The following is a 20768-nucleotide window of genomic DNA, read 5'->3' as shown; positions in this document are numbered from 1 at the left end:
ATAATTGTCAAGAAAAATATAATTTTTAATTAAAAAATTCGCTATCGTATATAAAATCAAAAAAATTAATGAGACCAACTCCTACTAGAGAAGCTTTATCACCTAATTTAGATTTTAAAAGAAGAACATTAAATTTTGAATAAAAATTATTATTTTCAAATATTTCTTTTTGCACATAAGGATAAATTCTATCCCAATAGTCTGTCATTTTACCGCTTAAAATAATTTTATTAGAATCGTATATAGAAAGCAGACTTCTTATTCCTCTGCCTAAAAATTTGCAGTATTCTTTTATTACTTTTTCACTCTTTTTATCATAACTTTCAAAAAGCTTATTAATATCATCAAAATCAAGTTTATGTTTTTTCATGATATTTTTTAATCCGTCATAAGAAGCATATCTTTCAAAGCAGCCTCTGTTTCCACAAGTGCAAGGTTCCCCATCCATAATAATAGTAAAATGCCCTATTTCTCCAGCCAATCTATGGGCACCTTTCAACAATTTACCATCAACTATTTGTCCGCCACCTACTCCAAAATTAGATATAGATATAAGCATATAATTATTTTTATCCGCCTCTTTTGAAAGAAAAAATTCTCCTAATACTGCACTATTTGCCTCATTCTCTAAAATAATATCCAAATTTAACTCATTTTCTAAATAGCTTATATTAATGTTTTCAAGCCCCAAGTTAGTAGCATATAATATATTTTTTCTATCAAAGCTAATATTTCCAGGTATTGATATTCCTAATCTTTTTATTTCTTTAGATTCTTTATGTTTTTCTCTATAATCATTCACTACAAAACTTATGACATTAAAGAAATTATTATTATTAATAGTTTTTTTATACTCTTGATAATTATAATAATTTCCAGCCATATCAACAATAGCTATTTTTACTAAATCAAAATCTATATCTATTGCCAAAGATTTTTTCTTATGAAGAGTAGTTTTCCAAATTTGTGCTTTTCTTCCAACCATACCTTCTGTAAAATTTTCTTTCGTTATAAAATCATTTTTAAATAATATATCCAAAGATTCATTTACAGTAGGTTTTGTAAGCTTCAAACTTTCAACTATATCAATACTCGTAAATCTATCTTTTTTGATACATTCTTTTAAAATATTTTTTAAAGTTTTTTCTTTTGCTAATACTTGATATTTCATAATTCCTAACTAAATGAAAAACTATTAATTTTTTAAGCCAATATTAAATACTAAAAATAGATAAAAATCAAATTATAAAAATTAATATTTTTATGATTTAGAATTAAAAATATTGATTTTTTATATATATTTTTATATACTTTAAATATAACAATTTAGTAAAATGATTTAACAAATATTTTTCAAGGATAAGCAAATGCATACATTAGGAATAGACTTAAGCACTCAAAGTATAACTTTAAGTATTATAAACTGCGAGAATTATAAAAATGAATTAAATATTTCTATAGCATTTAATTCATTAGAAGAAATAAAATATTCAAAAATGAATAAAAATACATTGCTGATAGATTCAAATATAAATGGAAAAGCTGAACAGGATATAAATATTTTTTTATCAGCATTAGATAAAGCACTATTACAACTTAAAGAAAAATTCAACACTAAAGATATAAAAGCAATACAAATATCAGCACAGCAGCATGGACATGTTTATCTTTCAGAAAAATATAAATCAAATATAGAAAAACTAAGAGACAAATCATCAATAAATAATAGTTTAGCTGAATTATTAAATGATTCATATTCTTATGATTATGCACCTATATGGAGAACTTCATGCACCCAAAAAGAAGCTGAAGAATTGAGAAATGCAGTTGGCGGAAAGGACAATATGATAAAAATAACCGCTTCAAATTCCCCTCTTAGATTTACAGGTGCTGTGATAAAATATAATTTTGATAATAATCAAGACTTATCAAAAAATACATACAAAATATTTTTATTAAATACATTTATAGCATCAATATTAACAGCAAAAGATAATATACCTGTAGATTTTGGAAATGCTTCCGGAATGAGTTTAATGGATTATACAAAAAGAGAATGGAATGACACCTTATTAAATACTGTATCAAATGATTTAAAAGAAAAATTAGGAAATATAAATGATCCTTCTAGTTTTGCAGGATATATATGCGAATATTTTGCGGAAAAATACGGATTCGACAGTGAATGCATAGTCGGTATAGGAAGCGGCGATAATCCTCAAACAAAAGTTTTATATAAAGGCGATATATTATCATTAGGAACTAGTTTTGTTTATATGCTTAATATTGATGAGAATAGCAGAGATTATTCAGGCGTATCAAATGCTATGTATGATGGAATAGGAAATCCTTTTATGATATTCTGCCGTACTAATGGTGCTATGGTATGGGATGAAATCATGAAATTATATACTAGAAACTATAAAGAAATAACAGAATCTTTAGAAAAAAATATTGATAATATGCCTTTGGTTCTATGGCAGAAAGAGAATGAATCAGTACCTATAAGCAGAGCATTCCCTATAAAAAGATATCATTCAGAACCTTCTTTTGATAATGATTATAAAGGTATAGTATTAAGTTCTTTGGGACTAGTAGCTTTATACTCTGAACAATTTACTTCTGAAAATAAAAAAGATCTAGCAGTTACAGGCGGCCCTACAAAAGATAAAGAAATATTAAAAATAATAGCAAATATTTGGAAATGCCCTATAAGAATACTTCCTTCAGGAGGTGCTTCTCTTGGTGCTGCTATATCTGCAGTTTTATTATTAGGAAAAAAGATTTCATTAGATGATATAAGAAATTCCTTGATTGATAATACGTTCATAGAACCTGATGATGCTCTTGCAAATAAATATCATGATTATATGATGCTTTTAAAAGAAAAATTTCATGAAATAAATAAAAAATAAATAATAATAATAAAATAAAGCTGTACTATAATAATACAGCTTTATTTTATTATTATTAAAGCTTATTTTCTATAAGCCATTCTTCTGTATGTATGTCTTATTCCTCTAATTGCAATAGACATAGCCATAATATTTTCAGGCAATGCCATTCCTCCGCAGGCAGCATCTCCTATATGAACTATATCAGCACCTGCCATTTTTGACCATAATGTCATTTCTCTAATGGTATTTACATCTGCACCCTCTTGAGAAGTACCTATTGCAGTTTTTGCCAAAGCACCTAAACTATGTATTCTTTTTATCTGTTCATGAACAAAATCAACAGTATATCCAGGAAGTGCTGAAGGAGCTCCAACCATAACAACATCGGCACCTGCTTTTACCATACTGTCAAGCTCTTCCATAGAATAAACATTATCTCCGCCTGCACCATGCATTTTACCTGCAACTATAAGAATTTTATCTCCGCATATATCTTTTAATTCTCTTGAAGCCTTTGATATACTTTCTATAGTAACACCTGTATTTGGATTACCTGTAAGAACAACATAATCAAAACCATATTTAATAAGTTTTTCATAATTTTCTTTTGAAGCTCTAAAACCTGAATTATAATTACTTCCATCTGGAACAGGCTCTAGATTAACACCTATTAATCTTCCTGTAACTTTTTTCAAATCTCTAATAATATTTTCATTAGTATTATTTACTTCATTGATTAAGCCTTTTAATTTTGATACAAGCCATATTTTTTCTGAAGCATCATGTTTTTCTTCATAAAGCCCCCAAATGAAAGGCTTATTCATATCAAATAAATTCAAAGTTATTAAATCAGCTCCAAAAGCAGAAGCAGTTTCAGCATTACTAACAGAATCTATGAAAGACTGATGACCGCAGCATACTTCAGCCATTACAGACCTACCCTCAGATTTTTTAATAACTTCTTTTAGTAAAGAAGCATTCATATTTAAAACATCTTCCGAATTTAATTCAAAAATTCTTTTATTCATAAAATAGTCCTTATATTTAGATTCATTAAGTATAAAGTTAGAAGTGCATTTGTCAACATAAAATACTGCCATAATAATGTAGAAATAAATTCACTTGACAGATTTTAAATTAAATAATATATTATTAAACTATAATTTAATTTTAAAAGGAAAAAATTATGCCTACTTATGAATATAAATGTGAAAAATGCGGACATGAATTTGAAGAATTTCAATCAATAACCGCTGAAGCTAAAGCAAACTGCCCAGAATGCGGAAGTGAAGCTAAAAGAATGATATCTTTAAATAGCGGCATCATCTTCAAAGGAAAAGGTTTCTATGTTAATGATTATAAAAATAGCAGCAGTTCTAGTTCATCAAGCAGTAATTCTGGAAGCTCCTCTACTAAAAGCTGCTGAGGGGTTAAATAATAGCTTATAGGTTATAAGCACAAAATATTTTATAATACAATGAAGTTGTACATAATAATTAGCTGATAGCTTATGAATAATATGTTATCAGCTATTATAATTTTTTATTTAAATCTTAAAAAGGTTGTTACATTATAATATGGCTAAAAAAATATCTATAATGAATGTTTCAGAAGAGGAATTATCTAAATTCTGTATAGAAAATGATTTCCCTAAATTCCATGCCTCACAAATACTTAATTGGATATATAAAAAATACGCTATAAGTTTTGAGGATATGAGCAATATACCTAAGAATTTGAGAAATTTATTAGATGAGTACTACTTTATTCACAATTCAAAAATAGAAACTATATCAGAAGATGAATATGGAACACAAAAATTACTAATTTCACTATATGATAAGAAGAAAATAGAATCTGTTATCTTAAATAAAAAAGACAGGGTAACTTTTTGTTTATCATCTCAGGTTGGCTGCGGATACGGATGTGCTTTTTGTGCTACAGGAAGTATGGGATTATCGAGGAATCTAACTGCTGATGAGATACTTGCTGAATTTCTACTTATGAGAGCTGTAACAAAAAAAGTTAATTCTATAGTGTTTATGGGTATGGGTGAGCCTTTAGCAAATACTAAAAACCTTTTTAAAGCGATAGATACTATAAATTCATTCAAGGGTTTTAATTTAGGCATAAGACATATTACAATATCAACATCAGGAGAAGTTGCAGGAATAAAACAATTAATAGAAAGAGATTTAGACTGCAGATTGGCTGTTTCTTTACATTCATTAAAAAATGATGTAAGAGATAAAATAATGCCTATTAATAAAAGATATCCTATAGAAAATCTTATGGCAATACTTAAAAGATACAGCAGAAATGGCAAAAGAATGATTACTTTTGAATGGGTTCTTATAAAAGATGTTAATGATTCTGTTAATGATGCTTACAGACTTGTAAATTTGAAAAAAGAATTCCCTTTTAAAGTTAATGTTATACCTATGAATCCAGTTGAGCATGCTCCTGAATTACAAAGACCAAATAAAGATATTATATTAAGATTTAAATCTATATTAAAGGATAATGGAATAGAAGTTGTTGAAAGATTTAAACAAGGACAGGAAATATTAGCTGGATGCGGACAATTGGCAGTAAAAAACATGTAAATCAATATAGTATTTATTATTTATTTAATTATAGTATAATATAGTATAATTAAGTAGATATATAAAATGTATAAAAGAGTAATTTATGGAAAAATTTAATAGTTCTCTATTCAGCAAAAGATATGAAGGATACAATTTAGAAAAAGAGATATGTGTCATTAATAGAGGAATAGTAGAAAATGATATATATGCATTAGATTTTTTGAGAGAAGCTAATTATACATATAACAAAGATAAAGAATATTTTTATTCATTATATAAAACATTAGAAACAAGTAATAACTGCGGAATATACCTAATATTAACAGCAATTCTATTAAAAAATGAAGATGAAAAAGCTAATTTAAAAATAGCTGAAAAAAAAATAGATTTATTAATGCAAAAAATATATGATTCCTATTATGTTAAATATAATGTTGTAGAACATTTAGGAACACCTAATAGTATTACAGTAATAAATGATGATATAATATATGAAGATGATAAGAGATACGATTTAATAAAAAAATTCCATGTAAAAAAATCTGCATTTGGTTATTTTAGTGCTTTGAAGCCATATACACCATATCATATAAAGAGAGCTCCTAGCAATAGTGACATAGAATTTATAAAAAAATCATTACTGAATAATTATAGAATATACTATATTTTATTATTATCCGATTACTCAAAAAAAGCTAAAAAACTTCTTAATATAATATTAAAAACTAATAGCTATAAAGCATTAACTTATATAATGTTAATAAGAAAAGAAGGATTTGCAACAACATATCAAGAAAGTTTAGATTATTTAACTAATCTTAATATAACTTTAGCTGATATTATTATTTCTTATATATTCTTTTATTCTTATAATGATAGAATATCATATTATGATTCATTTGCTGTTCAAATAAAAAACAGAGAATTTAATAGTTTCTTTTATTCTCTTATTAAAAAGAATTCAGAATATTTTGAAAGCCTATTTTCCAATAAAAATTTTGTAAAAAAAGTTACTAAAAACAGTAAAAATTTTATACCATTTTTAAATGAGCTTTATAGTAAAGATATAGATTTCGGATCAAGCAAAATATTATGCTCACTTTTGGAAAATCAATCATCAAATATAAGAAAAGCAGCAATAAAAATAATCAATCGTAAGAAAAAAGAATCTTATGAATATTTAAAAACTTTAGACAATGATTTGGCAAGAGATATACTTAAAAGATGGAAAAATAAAAAAATAATTAATTCAGGTTTTAAAGATATTGATAGCATAGTTAATTTCGTAAATAAGAATTATAATAAAAAATTTGAAAAGAATTTATTATGCTTAGATGAATCTTTATTATATGGAGTAAAAAGTAAAGACTCTAATCAAAATATACCTATTATTGTAATAAAATATATATATTTGGAATATTCAAGATTAAAAGCACCTACAAAAATAAGAGACTTAGATAAACTAATTTCGTATTTTGATTTTAATTCATTTATTAATGTAATAAAAACTATATATGAAAGATGGATATTTGAAGGTGCTGATACAACTTATAAATATGTAATGATTCCATATTTAGTATATGAATCAGACTATAAAATAGAAAAAGTTGGATATAATCTGAAAGAATGGTGCGAATCAGGAAGAATTTCTCTTGCTAATTATGCTATATCTACATTAGCATTCAATGGAAGTCTTTACTCTCTTATTCTAATTGATTATGTATCAAACAATATAAAATATTATCAAATCAAAAATACTTCAAAATTAGCATTTAAAGCCGCTGCAAAAAAATTAGATATTTCTGAGGATAAATTAGCTGATAATATAATACTTGATTTTGGTATAGACAAAGAAGGTAAGAAATTATTAAAAGATGATTCTTATTCTTTCACATTATATATAAATGAAAAATTAGATATTGAAAAAATATTTGATAACAAGAAAAAAGAATATGTATCCAAAATAGATAAATATCATAATATAAGTAAAAATTTATTAGAAGAGTTTTACAGCATAAAAAATAATATAAAAGCCTCATATAAATTTCAAGCATCAAGACTTAACAAAGCATTAATGACAGGAAAAAAATGGTTAGCAGATGATTGGAAAAAAATATTTGCAGAAAATTATGTTATGAGTACATTAGCAGATATTTTTATATGGACTATATATAATAAGAATGACAAAATATTAAAACAAGTTCAATACGATAGAAAATCAAATACTTTCTTTTCAATAGATAATAATGAAGAAGTTAAATTAAATAAACAGTATAAATTATCATTGGCAAGTCCTGTAGAAATGACAGATGAAGAAATAAAAAAGGCTAAACAATTATTAACAGATTTAAAAATAAAACAGCCTTTCAATCAAATGCAGAATATTAATTTCTCTTTTGAAGATGAAGATATAAAAGAAAACATCATTGTAAAATATAGAAATAAAGAAGTAAAAATAAAAACTTTTAAAAATTTGATAGATTATCTTGATATGGAATTAGATTATGAGAATTCATATATAGTCGGATATAAAATCATAGATACATCTATATCAGTTGGAATAAAAATCAATCTTATGGGTATGGATAATGCAATAGATGATAATGATATTATTTTATTTGGAGATATTGTATTCTATACTATAGATAATAATGAAATATTCTCATATAAAAACATAATAGATCCTAGAACTTCATATGTGAGGTATGTTAAGTATATTATGTTTAATATAGATAATTACATTAAAAAGAATATGCAAAAAACTTTAAAAGTAGCAAAAAGAAACAGGAGACAATCAGATACAAAATGAAAGCTATTATAGTATTACCTACATATAATGAAAAAGATAATATAGAAAAAATGCTCAATAAAGTATTATCATTACCTGAATATATAGAAATTTTGGTTGTTGATGATAATAGCCCAGATGGTACAGCAAGTATAGTAGAAAAATATTTATCAAATAATAGAGTACATTTATTAAAAAGAGAAAAAAAAGAAGGATTAGGACCTGCATATATTGCTGGATTTAAACATTCATTCCAATACAATCCTGATTATGTCATAGAGATGGATGCTGATTTCTCCCATGACCCTGATTTTGTAATTAAATTTATAGAAAGAATGGAAAATGAAAAATTAGATTTAGTAATAGGATCAAGATATTGTAACGGAATAAGTGTAGTAAATTGGCCTTTAAGAAGACTTTTCCTTTCATACTACGGAAACAGATATGCATCATTTATATTAGGTTCTAAAATTATGGATATTACAGGCGGATTTAAATGCTTTAGAGTATCTGTATTAAAAAATATGAATTTTGATAATATACTTTCAGCAGGATATTCTTTCCAAATAGAAATGAATTACTCTTTTGAAAGTAACGGATATAAAGTAGAGGAAGAACCTATAATATTTTATGAGAGAAGAAGCGGACAATCAAAAATGTCTAAAAATATTATAGCTGAAGCTTTATTTAGAGTAGTACGCTTAAGATTTAGAAATAAAAAGAAATATTTTAATAATCAATCCAAATAAATATTATTGCTGATATTACCATATTTCAATTTTATAATATAATAGGATATATATTATGAATAAAATTATTTATATTTTTTTATTATAATAACATTAATATCATGCAATAACAACAAAGAAGAAGAAAAGCCTGCAAATACTAAAATAAGAGTGGGATATCTATATGAATTCGCTGGAGCTTCTGCCGTTGCAATAGCTAAAGAAAAAGGTTTCTTTGAAGAAGAAAATTTAGATGCAGAACTATTTCAATTTTTTAACGGACATGCTGCAATTTTATCAATGATTTCTAAAGAAGTTGATTTTACGTATATTGGTCATGCTGCACATTCTTTGATTATAAATGGAGATGTGCAAATATTAATACCAAATGGAATAAGTAAAGGTGAAAAAATAATAACAGGAAAATGGACAGGTATTAACAGCATTTCTGATTTGAAAGGAAAGATTGTAGCAACTCATTTAGGCACTTCAGGCGAAGCTATGCTTAATGCAGTATTGAAAAATAATAATATAAAATTGCAAGATATAAATTTGACAAATATTAATATTACTAATCTAGCTAATGCTCTAATAAATAGAAAAGTTGATGCTGTATCAACATGGGATCCTTATGCAAGAGAAATTACTGAGAAAATTCCAAATGATTATAATCTATTAGCAGATATTACAAATTATAGTGATGAAATTACATTAACAAGTAGTTTTGTATCAACAGCAGAATATATAAATAATTATCCTGATATAGTAAAAAGATTTTCAAGAGCTATATTAAAAGCTATGGATTATAGAAAAAACAATTTATATGAGGCAGCCGAATTAACAGCAAAACTTACAGGAAATGATATAAAGTCCGTAAAAAATGAAATAGATACAGGAATATGGTTCTCTTCATCAGATATAAAAAATGCATGTACTTCAGGTGAAATATTAAAATGGTATGAAGTACAGCAAAATATATTTTTAGATTCTAAAATTATAAAAGAAACCACACCTGTAACAAATTATATACAGCTATCAATGCTTACAAATATATTATAATTTATAATTCTATTTTACCGCCTATACTTCTAAATTGCTCTACAAAATTAAAAGATGATTTATTTATAGACTCAGCATCATCTATAATTATATCATTATCAGAAACAGCAGAAGCAACAGCAAGGGACATAGCTATTCTATGATCATTATGAGAAGTAGTATCTCCTCCCTTAAGTCTTTCAACACCTTCTATTAATATTTCATCTTCAGTTACTTCTATCTTAGCACCTATCTTTAAAAAACTATCCATTAAATCATTCATTCTATCACTTTCTTTGTATCTCAGTCTTCCGGCATTATATAACCTTGTCCTACCTTTTGCAGTAGCAGCCAAAGTTGTAATTATAGGTCCCAAATCTGGAATATCTGACATATCTATATCAAGTGCATGTAATCTGTTAGTTTTCTTTATTGTAATAGAACTATCATCATTATAAGAAACAGAAGCACCCATAAATTTTAATATATTAAGTATTTCCTTATCACCTTGAATAGAATATTTATTAAGACCGTATAAAGTAGTTTCACCACCCAAAGCACCAGCAGCAGCAAAAAAAGCGGCATGCGACCAATCAGATTCTACTTCATAATCAATTCCTGAATACTCCTGATTACCGTATACTTCTATTATATTATTATCATGCCTTAAAGTTTCTATATTTGCTGCTTTAAGTGTTTTTAAAGTCATCATAACATAGGGTTCTGACTCTAATTCTCCGTCTATAATAATATTAGAATTACCATCAAGCAAAGGCAATGCAAATAAAAGTCCGCTCAAAAACTGACTGCTCAAATTTCCTAATACTTTAAAATTTGAAGATTTTAATTGCCCAGATATTTTAATGGAATTCTCAGAGTGAATAAATTCTAATCCCTGTTCTTTCCATATTTTTTTATAAACTTCCATAGGTCTTGAAAATAATTTTTTAGAACCTGTAAAAGTGCATGCTATTCCCAATGCAGACATTATAGGAATTAGAAATCTTAAACTGCTTCCTGACTCTTTAACATCTATAGTTAATTCTTTTTTATATTCTTTTTTAGGAAAAACTTTAATACCATCATCAATGACTTCTAAATCAGCAAAATTAGACACAGCATTTTTTGTAACTTCCACATCCACACTAACATTATCAATCCAATGCTTTATGATACTTGGAGTTTTTGCTAATGATGAAGCTATTAAAGCTCTATGAGCATCACTTTTACTCATTTGAATGTATATAGAACCGAAAATTTCTGAAGGTTTAACAGTGAAAGACATAATATAACTCCAATGATTATTAATTATTGTAATATAGAATCAACGAAACTTTCAGCATCAAATTCTTTGAAATCATCAACTTTCTCTCCAAATCCTCCATAATATATAGGAAGAGATAAATAATGAGCTATACTTATTGCTACCCCGCCCTTAGCTGTACTATCTAATTTTGAAACTATAGCACCTTGTATATCTAGAGCATTAGTAAATACTTTAGCCTGCTCTATTCCATTATGTCCAACATTGGCATCTAATACTAATATTGGTACAAATTTAAATTCAGTAAATCTTTCTGTAGCTATTTTCTTCATCTTTTCAAGCTGTCTTACTAAATTCTCCTGATTATGAAATCTTCCTGCAGTATCAACTATCACTATATCAGCATTTGTTGCTTTAGCTTTATCTAATGCTGAAAATAATACGCTTGCAGGATCTCCGGCTTGCTGACCTTTTACTATAGTAACAGAAAGTCTATTAGCCCATTCCTCTAATTGCTCTATTGCTGCGGCTCTGAATGTATCTGCTGCCGCTAATATAACCTTATGATCTTTCTTTAATATATTAGCTAATTTTGCTATTGAAGTTGTTTTTCCTACTCCATTAACACCAACTATAAAAAGTATAGTTTTATCTTTAAGTTCTATTTTCTTTGAAATGAATTTAGATATTAAAATTTCCCTTAAATGTTTTTTAGCTTCAGCAGGATCTTTTATATTTTCTTTTTCTATTACATCTCTAAGTTTTGAAATAATATCTTTTGTAGTTTCAACACCAGCATCAGCTGTTATTAATGTATTTTCCAAACTTGCAAAAAATTCATCATTAATAGATGAAGTATTAAATAATGATGATAATGAAAATTTACTTTTAGAACTTGTTAATGAAACTTTAGGTTTCTTGTTTTTTTCATTAACACTAAAACTAAAATCAAAAGTACTACAAGTACACAGCATGCTATTATTATAATATTCATATACGGCATAGTAGATTGCATTTATCAATTTCTCCAAATATAAAATTTATTTAGAATATTATATAAACTATTAAGATTTTTTCAAGATATAAAAAAGCATTGATAATAAAATATTATCAATGCTTTCGCCTCTATAAAAAAATTAACGAATCAATTATTTTTTTAATTAATTAAATGCTTGGAAAGAACTAGCTGTAGCATTACATAATGGACATTTAGCTGGAGCTGAACCTGCTTCAACATATCCACAAACAGGACATAAATAATATACTGTAGGAACTGATTTTTTAGCATTTAAATCCTGTATAGTTTTATTATATAATTCAGCATGTGTTTTTTCAACAGAAGCTATTCTGTTCATTAATTCAGCAACATTTTTATTATTTTCTTGTGAAGCAACTTTACTGAAAGCTGGGTACATTTTTGTGTACTCATAAGTTTCACCAGCTATACCGCTTTTTAAATTATCAACATCAGTACCAGTTTTAATAGCATTGATTTTAGCTGTTAATGCTTTAGTTGATAATTTAGAAGATAAAGCCATATCATTTAAAAGTTTAGCATGTAAAGCTTCTGCTGCAGAAGCTGCTTTAAATAAAGCTGCAACGCTTTTATTTTGAGCTTTTTTAGCATACTCAGCATAACTAGCAGATGCATTCATCTCACCATTATAAGACTGCATCATACCATCTAAAGTAGATTTAGCTGTTTGTCCATATACAAGACCAGCAAAAACGAATAAGAACAAAATAAATAAACTTGATTTTTTAATCATCTTTTTATCCTTTTTTTAATATAGAGTTTTTTTGTTTTTTGTTTTATATGCGAGGCAACATATAGCTAATATAACCTTTAATACATAAAAAAGTAAAACAAATAAATATTTTTTTACAAAAAAATATAATATAGTAAAATAATGTTAACATATACTAACTTTAATATAAAAAACAATCATATAAAATAATAAAAGGCAGCAAATTTTACATTTACTGCCTTTTATAAAAATATTATTCAAATTATTTTTACTTTCTCATTTTTTCAATAGCTTTTGCTAATATAGATATGCCCTTATCAATATCTTCAGGTTTAGAATTAGTATAATTCAATCTTAAAGTACCTAAACCTCTTTTAGCTTCATAGAAAGGTTCTCCTGCTACAACAACAACACCGTCCTCAGCAGCTTTTCTAGAAAGCTCAACGGCATCTATTCCTTTAGGAAGTGTAGCCCATATAAACATACCGCCTTCAGGATGAGTCCAATGCATATCTTTAGGTAAATATTTATCCATAGCTTCAAGCATATAATTACATTGTCTGCCATATAAGTCTATTATTTTTTTGATATGTTCATCATAATCATTATCTTCTAAATACTGACTTACAACTACTTGAGCAAATGTTCCTGTATGTAAATCTATAAGCTGTTTATAATCTTTCATTTTAGCATATAATTCTTTTTGTCTGCAAGCAATCCAGCCTAATCTCATACCTGGTGCTACAGTTTTTGAGAATGTACCAAGCAATATAGCCTGTTCTCCTAAATATGTGCCAAATGATTTTTGATGTTCACCTTTAAATCTTAATTCTCCGTAAGGATTGTCCTCTACAAAGAATGTATCTTTACCTTTCATTATTTCTGCTATTTTCTCTCTTACAGCATTTGTATATGTTATACCTGTAGGATTTTGGAAATTAGGTACAGAATAAAAGAATTTATTATCATATTTATTTATAGCTTCTTTAAACTCATCTATATCAGCACCATCTTCATTCAAATTAACTGTATGAATTTTAGGATTATATAGATGAAATGACTGCAAAGCTGCTAAATAAGATGGATCTTCAACTAAAACATTGTCATCAGGATCTATTAAGCATGAAGAAATAATATCTAAAGCCTGCTGGGAACCATTAGCTATAAGTATATCGCTAGCTTCAATTTCAATACCTTGTTTTTTATATCTATTTGCAATAAACTCTCTTAAAGGACCATATCCCTCAGTGCTGTTATATTGTAAAGAGTAAGCACCTTTAGTTTCTAAAACTTTATTTGCTGCCGCTTTAATCTCTTCTACAGGAAATGATTCAGGATTAGGCAAACCGCCCGCAAATGATATCAAATCACCTTTAGCTGCAACTTCAAGCATAATTTTTACAAAACTGCTCTGAAAATCTTCTTTTAATGCTCTTTTTGATAATCTTAATTTCATAATAATATCCATTTAAAAAATTTGTTATATATTATACACTACTATTCATAATAATGCTATATAATTTTTTATTTTTTATCAATATATTTTATTAAAACAACTATATAAAAAAGGGAGATTTTTTAAATCTCCCTAATCTTTATTAAACTTAATTTTTATTATATCTTCCAGTTAGGGAAACGTTTTATAACAGCAGAAATAATATCTGTTTTATAATGCTGTTCTAAATTTACCAGTTTTTGGAATTCGCTAAATATTATTTTAACATCCTCTTCTGATTCATTCTCTATAAATTTAAGCAGATAAGCCTTATCAAATACTAAATCATACACAATTTTCAAAAGTTTTCTAGCCTGTGCTGATGTTTCTTTCTTATCAACCATTTTTGATAAATGAGGCATTATACTAAGCAAACCTATCATAAGAGAATTTTTATTTATATTGATATCTTCTCCTGTCTCATCATAATACTCCCCGTCAAGTATCTTCTGAGCAAAATAAACAAATGATTCAGGACATTCTCTATAGTGAAGGAATATATCATCTATAGTTTTAGCAAGCATATCTGTTTTGCCATCTTCAAATAATTTATTTACTATAAGATAATTATTTTTAACCTGAGGAGAATAAAGCATTTTAAGTATTATATTATAATAATCATCTCTCCTGCCGTCCCAAATAGCTTTTATAAATTTCTCTCTATAATTTGAAGAAGGAAGAACCTCATAAACATGAGTATAATCATCAATATTTTTAACTATATCTGAAAGCAAAGGTATACTGCTGTCAGCATTAGACTGACTTCTCAAATATATTGTACTTATTATTCTCTGATCATTAGGAGCTTTTTTGTCTTTGGAAATATTAACAAAATAATCATTCATCTCTTTAGCTTCTTCAGAGTTTAAATTAGGAGTATAAGTTAAATATTCCATATATATTTGATATCTCTCAAAGAAATTATCAGTCTTATTAAATTTAGATAAACTTTCAGCATCATAAGTTTCAGCTTCCTCATTATAAAGGAAAGTATTTTTATCAAATTTAACTGTAGTAGAAGCCCTTACAGATTTTTTAGCACTTTCAAGCCATTTAGTATAGGCTGATTCTGCCACTACAATATCAGGCTTTGAAGTTAATTCCTGCTTTAAATCTTTTGTAGTGATTGTTTTTCTATATTTTAAAATAATAGTTAAAAGTTCTGTAGGGTTTTCTTCTGCTATCTTTTTAATTTCATTAAGTCTATAAGCTTTATAAACATTAATATCATCATTAGGCAATGTTGTAAGAGATTGTATTGCCATATCAAAAGTCATTTTTCTTACATCTTCCTGAGATACAAATTTTATATTAACATTATTTATATCTATTGACTTAATCTTACCAACACCGAAATTTCTATGTATAACATATTTATCAACATCATATTGTATATACTTTTCAAATATTTCTATACAATCTTTAGGTTTTTTATTAACATTAATAATAGATGATATTTCTTCTATTTTTTCAAAAAGCGTATGATTAGGATATAAAGCCTTATAAACATCTACAAGTCTATGCCTGAAAAATTTAGCTTTTTTATTATTTTGTGCAACTATATCCTGCTCATAATTAAGTAAATTTTTAATAGTTTTTAAAGCTTCATTATATTTATTATTCTCAAAATAATAGAAGAATATTATTTTCCATACATCTATCATTATATTAGAATCTACAAGAGCTTTTAAAGCATTCTCATATTTAAGCAAGTAATTATAATTATCCGGCTCATACTGCAATACTTTTTTAATGTCACTTTCTGCATTATCTCTTTCTCTCATTAAATTTCTTTCAAAAGCAATTTTATAATAATGCACAGCACTCTTTATATCGCCTGCCATTTCTTTTGTATGTGCTATTTTTTCAGGGAGTTCTGGATTAGAAACATCAAAACGTATAAGTCTTTCCCAAATTTCTAATGCCTCAGATTCCCTGTTAGTGCTTTGATAATAACTAGCCAAATATCTTAAAGCATAGTCGCTCTCATAATATTCATCTAAAATCTTCTGAGATACGAATTCAACTATATTCCACTTCTTAGCATTTTTAAAAATGCCTAAAAGTTTTTCCAAACTCATTTCTGAATAATTTTCAATTTTTAAATTTAAAAATCCATTAGCATATAAAGCTGATATATGATTTGGATTTTTATCTAACTGCATTTTAGCTGTTTCTATAGCAGAATTTATATCATTATTATCATTTATATCATTGAGAATACCTGATAAATCAACAAAATACTTAGTAGTATAATTAAGAAGCGGTCTTCTCGTAAATGTTTCTTCTGAAAACACGTTTTCTAATTTTTGTAGAGCTTCTGACATATTATCACTCCTTATCTAATATTTTTATGTAGTATTGCAGCAAATCTTTATCTATTACAGCCATCTTTCTGCCCCATACCTTAACCTCTTCTACATCAGAATCATTCTGTCTCATAATGAGATGCGTAGTTAAAAATGCATACGAAGATAAAAGTTTAGGTGCGGTAGTTTCTCTAAGCTTTATCTTTCTATAATCTGCTTCCAATCTGGATATGTTTCTTCTAAGATCAAATTCCTCCTGTTCATTTAATGGTCTTTTCACATCCAATATGTTCATAAGTTCACCATAAGCACTCATCCATAATATTATTTCTTCCTGACTATTGTTATGAACACCTCTTTTTATTATTATATCTCTGATTTCTCTTACTATTTCTATGCTTATATTTTCAAATTCTATACTTAAAGGATCATAAAATAAAGCTTCCCTCACATACATTTTACACTTTTTCTCATCGCCTAATTTATCATAAATCATGGCAATGTAACTTAATGTTCTAGAATTGTATGGTTCTATAGTATTTAAATATTCATAAGATTTTAATGCTCTAGAATAATCCTTTAACTCTATAAAAGCATTAGAAAGTAAACGCAGTTCCTCCGTGCCTTCAATATCATTAGTACTTCTTTGCATTATTAACTCTATAATCTTATTATATACATAATAATGAATAGCGTTAATCGATATTAAATTCTCATCATAAGACTTTCCATGTACGAATACATTGAATTTCTTATAAGTAGAATCTAACAGTTTGCAGTACTCTATGCAATTCCTCTCTACAGTTTTAAATTTATCAAGTCTATTAATCCAAAATTTAACACAGGATATATTTTCATACAGATTTGCACATTCAAAATCTTTTGACATAATCCTATCAAAATCTTCCATAGACTCCGTAAACAAACCCTGCTTTAATTTAGTTTCTATAATGTTGAAAATATCTTTAACAGACTCTTTTCTAGAAAATAATTCCTCTTCCATTATATTTAAAATAAACTACTCCCTTAAAGCTAAAAAACGTACAGAGATATATACGCATATTCTTATAATATAATCAAATAAACTCAAATTGTCAAGAGAAAACAATACTCTTCAAAGTAAAAAACGATAAAAATATGTTAATTATGATATACAAGCTCTCCGGATTTAAAAACCATAGAGCATAAATCATCATCCATACTATAAAGCAAGAAATTAAGGTTATCACAATTCCATACTATAATATCAGCTTTTTTACCTTCCTCAATACTTCCTATTTCTTTGCCCCTATTAATAGCACATGCTGCATTTATAGTAACAGCATTCAATATCTCTTCTGGCTTAAGTCTGTACATAATATATGAAAGTTTCATTATAAACTGCATATTTAAAGAAGGGCTAGATCCGGGATTATAATCCGAAGCTAATGCTATAGGAACACCTTTATCTATCATATATCTAGCTCTAGCATAAGGCATATTCAAATAAAAAGATGTATTAGGCAAAAGAACTGCTATTACATTTTGATTTTTTATAACATCTATAGACCTATCATCAGACATAATCAAATGTTCAGCACTTATAGCTTTAAATCTAGCAGCTAAATATGAGCCTCCGCTTGTTTCTAATTGATCTGAATGAACTTTAATACCTAAATGATGTGCCTGAGCAGCATTAAGAACTTTATGAGTTTCTTCCATATCAAGTCCGCAATTTTCACAGAATACATCACAAAATTCTGCTATACCCAATTTTGATATTTCAGGAATCATTTCATTACATATCAAATTTACATATGAAGCCCTGTCATTTTTATACTCTTCAGGTATTACATGTCCACCCATAAATGTACTTACTATATCTATTTTATGACTATCATTAAGTTTTTTCATAACTTTTAATATTTTTATCTCATCTTTAATAGTTAATCCGTAACCGCTTTTACCTTCTACTGTAGTAGTTCCATAATGAAGCATTTTATCTAATATAGGTATTGATTTTTTATAAAGAGCATTCTCTGTCTGATTTCTAGTATCTTTTACAGTTGATAATATTCCATAACCTGATTTTATTATGTCAGAATAACTCATATGACCGCTGATTATATTATACATCTCATCTTCCCTTGAACCTCCATATATAAAATGAGTATGACAATCTATCAGACCAGGAGTAACTAATGCTCCATTGGCATTGAATGTTTTCTTAGCTTTTCCTTTAACAGTATCCCCAATACACTCTATTATTCCATTTTTTATACCTATAGAAACATTATTATAGACTTTTATATTTCCCTGATTTTTACCAAATAATGGGGTATTACTCTCCGCTGTTACTAAAGATCCTATATTTTTTATGATTATATCTAACATAATGAACTCACATTTTTTTATGTATATTATATATTAACAGAAAAATTATATATATTGTAAGATGTTATTAATATAATAATTAATAATAAAATAATAAATAATTTATCAACTATTTTAGAATTAATTTTTTTATTTATGAATCTTCCTAATATACCACCGCATATTCCACCTATAATCATAACTATCAAATAAGAAAGATTAACTTTTAAAACATCTCCGTCAGCAACGCTTATGAACACATTTGAAATTTGCGAAAATAATATAATATACAGAGAGTTTTGAGCTGCAACTTTAGAATCCATACTAAAGAAAAAGTATAAAAAAGCTATATTAAAAGGTCCGCCTCCTATACCCAAAAATGATGATAAAAGACCAAGAACCAAACCTATTATTATACATAAAAATATATTTTGTATATGCATAGATTTTATCTTTTTATCACCTATGTTTTTTACTGTAAATATTAAAGTAAAAAATGTTAATAATATCAAAATAGATGATTGAAAAATACCAGCTATGTTTTCACTATTAAAAAGCCTTATAACATAGGAAAAAAGCATCTTTCCAAATATTCCCCCTATAATACCGCCTAGAGCTAAAGGAGTTGCAACTCTGGAATCTACAAGACTATCATGTTTTATTTTAGATACTATGAATGTATATAAACTCATAGACAAAACTGTACATGATGATAAAAAACTTATTTTACTTACTTCAAGAACATTTAAAGAGTCTAGTACAGGCTTTATTATAATACCGCCGCCTATTCCGCAAATAGCACCTATAACAGATGCTAACAAACTTACAATCAAAAAAACACTATCATTTTTATATACCAAGATATTTAATCAATTTATCATAATCGCTATTAAGTATAAGATGCTCTGGAAAATCTATAGATAATAATAATTCTACAGCATCTTTAAAATCTCCTACTTTATACATTGAATGAGCATCAGACGTTACTATAATATTAGTTTCATATCTTTTACAAGCCAAAGCAACTTCACGGCATATAGGACTGCTTCCTCTTCTAACGGTAAAAGAAGCTGAATTAATCTCTATTAATTTATTATACTCTTTGCATAATTTGACTATATATTCAATATCAAATTCGAATTTAGGATTGCCAACATGACCTAAACAGTCAATGTTAGGATTTTTTATAATTCCAACATATCCATTTGTATGATCTTTTTTAGTTAAAGGCTGTATAGAATCTTCATGATAAGAAGCTATAACAAAATCTAAATACTCTAATATACTTTCACTTAAATCTACTTTTCCGCTATAATCTAATATATTAGCCTCGCATCCTCTGAGAAGTCTAACCCCATTAATATAATTAGGTAAACTATGCATAGCTTTAAAATGCACTGATTTAGCTCCATCACTAGATTTAGGACCATGATCTGTAATGGCTAAAGCTAAAAATCCTTTCTCTTTAGCTGAATTCACCATTTCATCAACTGTGCTATAAGCATGCTCACTTACTAAAGTATGAGTATGCAAATCAGCTATTATACTCATAATAAATACC

At 26.8% G+C, this 20768-nt stretch carries 16 protein-coding genes and 1 pseudogene; 6 read left to right on the top strand and 11 right to left on the bottom strand.

Translation table 11 applies throughout. From position 1 onward, the window contains the following. Positions 1-25: 25 nt before the first annotated feature. Positions 26-1171, bottom strand: a complete 1146-nt coding sequence (locus BINT_RS05240) for an ROK family protein (protein WP_014487509.1) — start codon at positions 1169-1171, stop codon at positions 26-28. A 196-nt stretch (positions 1172-1367) separates the two neighbouring features. Here BINT_RS05240 and BINT_RS05235 point away from each other — a divergent pair, with 196 nt between their 5' ends. Further along, positions 1368-2915 (top strand): xylulokinase, encoded by a 1548-nt coding sequence (locus tag BINT_RS05235; protein WP_014487508.1) that lies wholly within the window; start codon positions 1368-1370, stop codon positions 2913-2915. A 62-nt stretch (positions 2916-2977) separates the two neighbouring features. Here the strand turns inward: BINT_RS05235 and BINT_RS05230 are convergent, their stop codons facing one another. Next, positions 2978-3925 carry a DUF7916 family protein gene (locus tag BINT_RS05230; protein ID WP_041177274.1) on the bottom strand — a complete coding sequence of 316 codons (948 nt, stop codon included), beginning with the start codon at positions 3923-3925 and terminating at the stop codon, positions 2978-2980. A gap of 158 nt (positions 3926-4083) precedes the next feature. Between BINT_RS05230 and BINT_RS05225 the strand changes: the two genes are divergently transcribed. The 5 genes from BINT_RS05225 (at position 4084) to BINT_RS05205 (ending at position 10060) form a co-directional block, all read left to right on the top strand. Continuing rightward, positions 4084-4323, top strand: coding sequence for an FmdB family zinc ribbon protein (locus BINT_RS05225; RefSeq protein ID WP_014487506.1), 240 nt, complete (start codon positions 4084-4086; stop codon positions 4321-4323). Positions 4324-4474: 151 nt separating this feature from the next. After that, complete coding sequence (gene rlmN, locus BINT_RS05220; protein ID WP_014487505.1) at positions 4475-5503, top strand: 23S rRNA (adenine(2503)-C(2))-methyltransferase RlmN; 1029 nt, start codon at positions 4475-4477, stop codon at positions 5501-5503. 85 nt (positions 5504-5588) lie between these two features. Next, on the top strand, positions 5589-8294 hold the full coding sequence (locus BINT_RS05215; protein ID WP_014487504.1) for a DUF4132 domain-containing protein: 2706 nt from the start codon (positions 5589-5591) through the stop codon (positions 8292-8294). After that, positions 8291-9022, top strand: coding sequence for a polyprenol monophosphomannose synthase (locus BINT_RS05210; protein WP_014487503.1), 732 nt, complete (start codon positions 8291-8293; stop codon positions 9020-9022). Before BINT_RS05215 ends, BINT_RS05210 begins: the two co-directional genes overlap by 4 nt. Positions 9023-9172: 150 nt before the next feature. Further along, positions 9173-10060, top strand: coding sequence for an ABC transporter substrate-binding protein (locus BINT_RS05205; protein WP_014487502.1), 888 nt, complete (start codon positions 9173-9175; stop codon positions 10058-10060). A gap of 1 nt (position 10061) precedes the next feature. Here BINT_RS05205 and aroA read toward each other — a convergent pair whose 3' ends face one another. The 9 genes and pseudogenes from aroA to BINT_RS05160 all read right to left on the bottom strand — a co-directional run bounded on the left by aroA (position 10062) and on the right by BINT_RS05160 (position 20758). Further along, positions 10062-11324 carry a 3-phosphoshikimate 1-carboxyvinyltransferase gene (gene aroA / locus BINT_RS05200; protein WP_014487501.1) on the bottom strand — a complete coding sequence of 421 codons (1263 nt, stop codon included), beginning with the start codon at positions 11322-11324 and terminating at the stop codon, positions 10062-10064. A gap of 23 nt (positions 11325-11347) precedes the next feature. Continuing rightward, positions 11348-12306, bottom strand: a pseudogene (gene ftsY, locus BINT_RS05195) (signal recognition particle-docking protein FtsY). 157 nt (positions 12307-12463) lie between these two features. After that, the gene (locus tag BINT_RS05190; protein ID WP_014487499.1) at positions 12464-13072 is read right to left on the bottom strand and encodes a rubrerythrin family protein; all 609 of its coding nucleotides are present in this window, start codon (positions 13070-13072) and stop codon (positions 12464-12466) included. A 247-nt stretch (positions 13073-13319) separates the two neighbouring features. Beyond that, positions 13320-14507, bottom strand: coding sequence for an aminotransferase-like domain-containing protein (locus BINT_RS05185; protein ID WP_041177273.1), 1188 nt, complete (start codon positions 14505-14507; stop codon positions 13320-13322). A gap of 158 nt (positions 14508-14665) precedes the next feature. Beyond that, the gene (locus tag BINT_RS05180) at positions 14666-16873 is read right to left on the bottom strand and encodes a transcript cleavage factor (protein WP_014487497.1); all 2208 of its coding nucleotides are present in this window, start codon (positions 16871-16873) and stop codon (positions 14666-14668) included. Positions 16874-16877: 4 nt separating this feature from the next. Then, entirely contained in the window at positions 16878-17858 is a 981-nt protein-coding gene (locus BINT_RS05175; protein ID WP_014487496.1) for a hypothetical protein, read from the bottom strand. A gap of 137 nt (positions 17859-17995) precedes the next feature. Continuing rightward, positions 17996-19228 carry an imidazolonepropionase gene (hutI, locus tag BINT_RS05170; protein WP_014487495.1) on the bottom strand — a complete coding sequence of 411 codons (1233 nt, stop codon included), beginning with the start codon at positions 19226-19228 and terminating at the stop codon, positions 17996-17998. A 26-nt stretch (positions 19229-19254) separates the two neighbouring features. Then, on the bottom strand, positions 19255-20040 hold the full coding sequence (locus BINT_RS05165; RefSeq protein WP_234944364.1) for a sulfite exporter TauE/SafE family protein: 786 nt from the start codon (positions 20038-20040) through the stop codon (positions 19255-19257). Between the two features lie 16 nt (positions 20041-20056). Further along, on the bottom strand, positions 20057-20758 hold the full coding sequence (locus BINT_RS05160; RefSeq protein ID WP_014487493.1) for a phosphatase: 702 nt from the start codon (positions 20756-20758) through the stop codon (positions 20057-20059). Positions 20759-20768 lie beyond the last annotated feature (10 nt).

Origin of the sequence: Brachyspira intermedia PWS/A (assembly GCF_000223215.1) — a bacterium.
In the GTDB taxonomy this organism is placed as follows: Bacteria; Spirochaetota; Brachyspiria; order Brachyspirales; family Brachyspiraceae; genus Brachyspira; species Brachyspira intermedia.
Note: the sequence above shows the minus strand (reverse complement) of the source record. Positions and strands in the feature narration are given on the sequence as shown.

Bases quoted from the DNA above. Each gene is read 5' to 3' on its own strand.
- aroA (WP_014487501.1), bottom strand. From the start codon at position 11,324: ATGTCTTTCACTGTTAAACCTTCAGAAATTTTCGGTTCTATATACATT.
- BINT_RS05185 (WP_041177273.1), bottom strand. From the start codon at position 14,507: ATGAAATTAAGATTATCAAAAAGAGCATTAAAAGAAGATTTTCAGAGC.
- BINT_RS05230 (WP_041177274.1), bottom strand. From the start codon at position 3,925: ATGAATAAAAGAATTTTTGAATTAAATTCGGAAGATGTTTTAAATATG.
- BINT_RS05180 (WP_014487497.1), bottom strand. From the start codon at position 16,873: ATGTCAGAAGCTCTACAAAAATTAGAAAACGTGTTTTCAGAAGAAACA.
- hutI (WP_014487495.1), bottom strand. From the start codon at position 19,228: ATGTTAGATATAATCATAAAAAATATAGGATCTTTAGTAACAGCGGAG.
- BINT_RS05225 (WP_014487506.1), top strand. From the start codon at position 4,084: ATGCCTACTTATGAATATAAATGTGAAAAATGCGGACATGAATTTGAA.
- BINT_RS05215 (WP_014487504.1), top strand. From the start codon at position 5,589: ATGGAAAAATTTAATAGTTCTCTATTCAGCAAAAGATATGAAGGATAC.
- BINT_RS05235 (WP_014487508.1), top strand. From the start codon at position 1,368: ATGCATACATTAGGAATAGACTTAAGCACTCAAAGTATAACTTTAAGT.
- BINT_RS05210 (WP_014487503.1), top strand. From the start codon at position 8,291: ATGAAAGCTATTATAGTATTACCTACATATAATGAAAAAGATAATATA.
- BINT_RS05190 (WP_014487499.1), bottom strand. From the start codon at position 13,072: ATGATTAAAAAATCAAGTTTATTTATTTTGTTCTTATTCGTTTTTGCT.
- rlmN (WP_014487505.1), top strand. From the start codon at position 4,475: ATGGCTAAAAAAATATCTATAATGAATGTTTCAGAAGAGGAATTATCT.
- BINT_RS05175 (WP_014487496.1), bottom strand. From the start codon at position 17,858: ATGGAAGAGGAATTATTTTCTAGAAAAGAGTCTGTTAAAGATATTTTC.
- BINT_RS05240 (WP_014487509.1), bottom strand. From the start codon at position 1,171: ATGAAATATCAAGTATTAGCAAAAGAAAAAACTTTAAAAAATATTTTA.
- BINT_RS05160 (WP_014487493.1), bottom strand. From the start codon at position 20,758: ATGAGTATAATAGCTGATTTGCATACTCATACTTTAGTAAGTGAGCAT.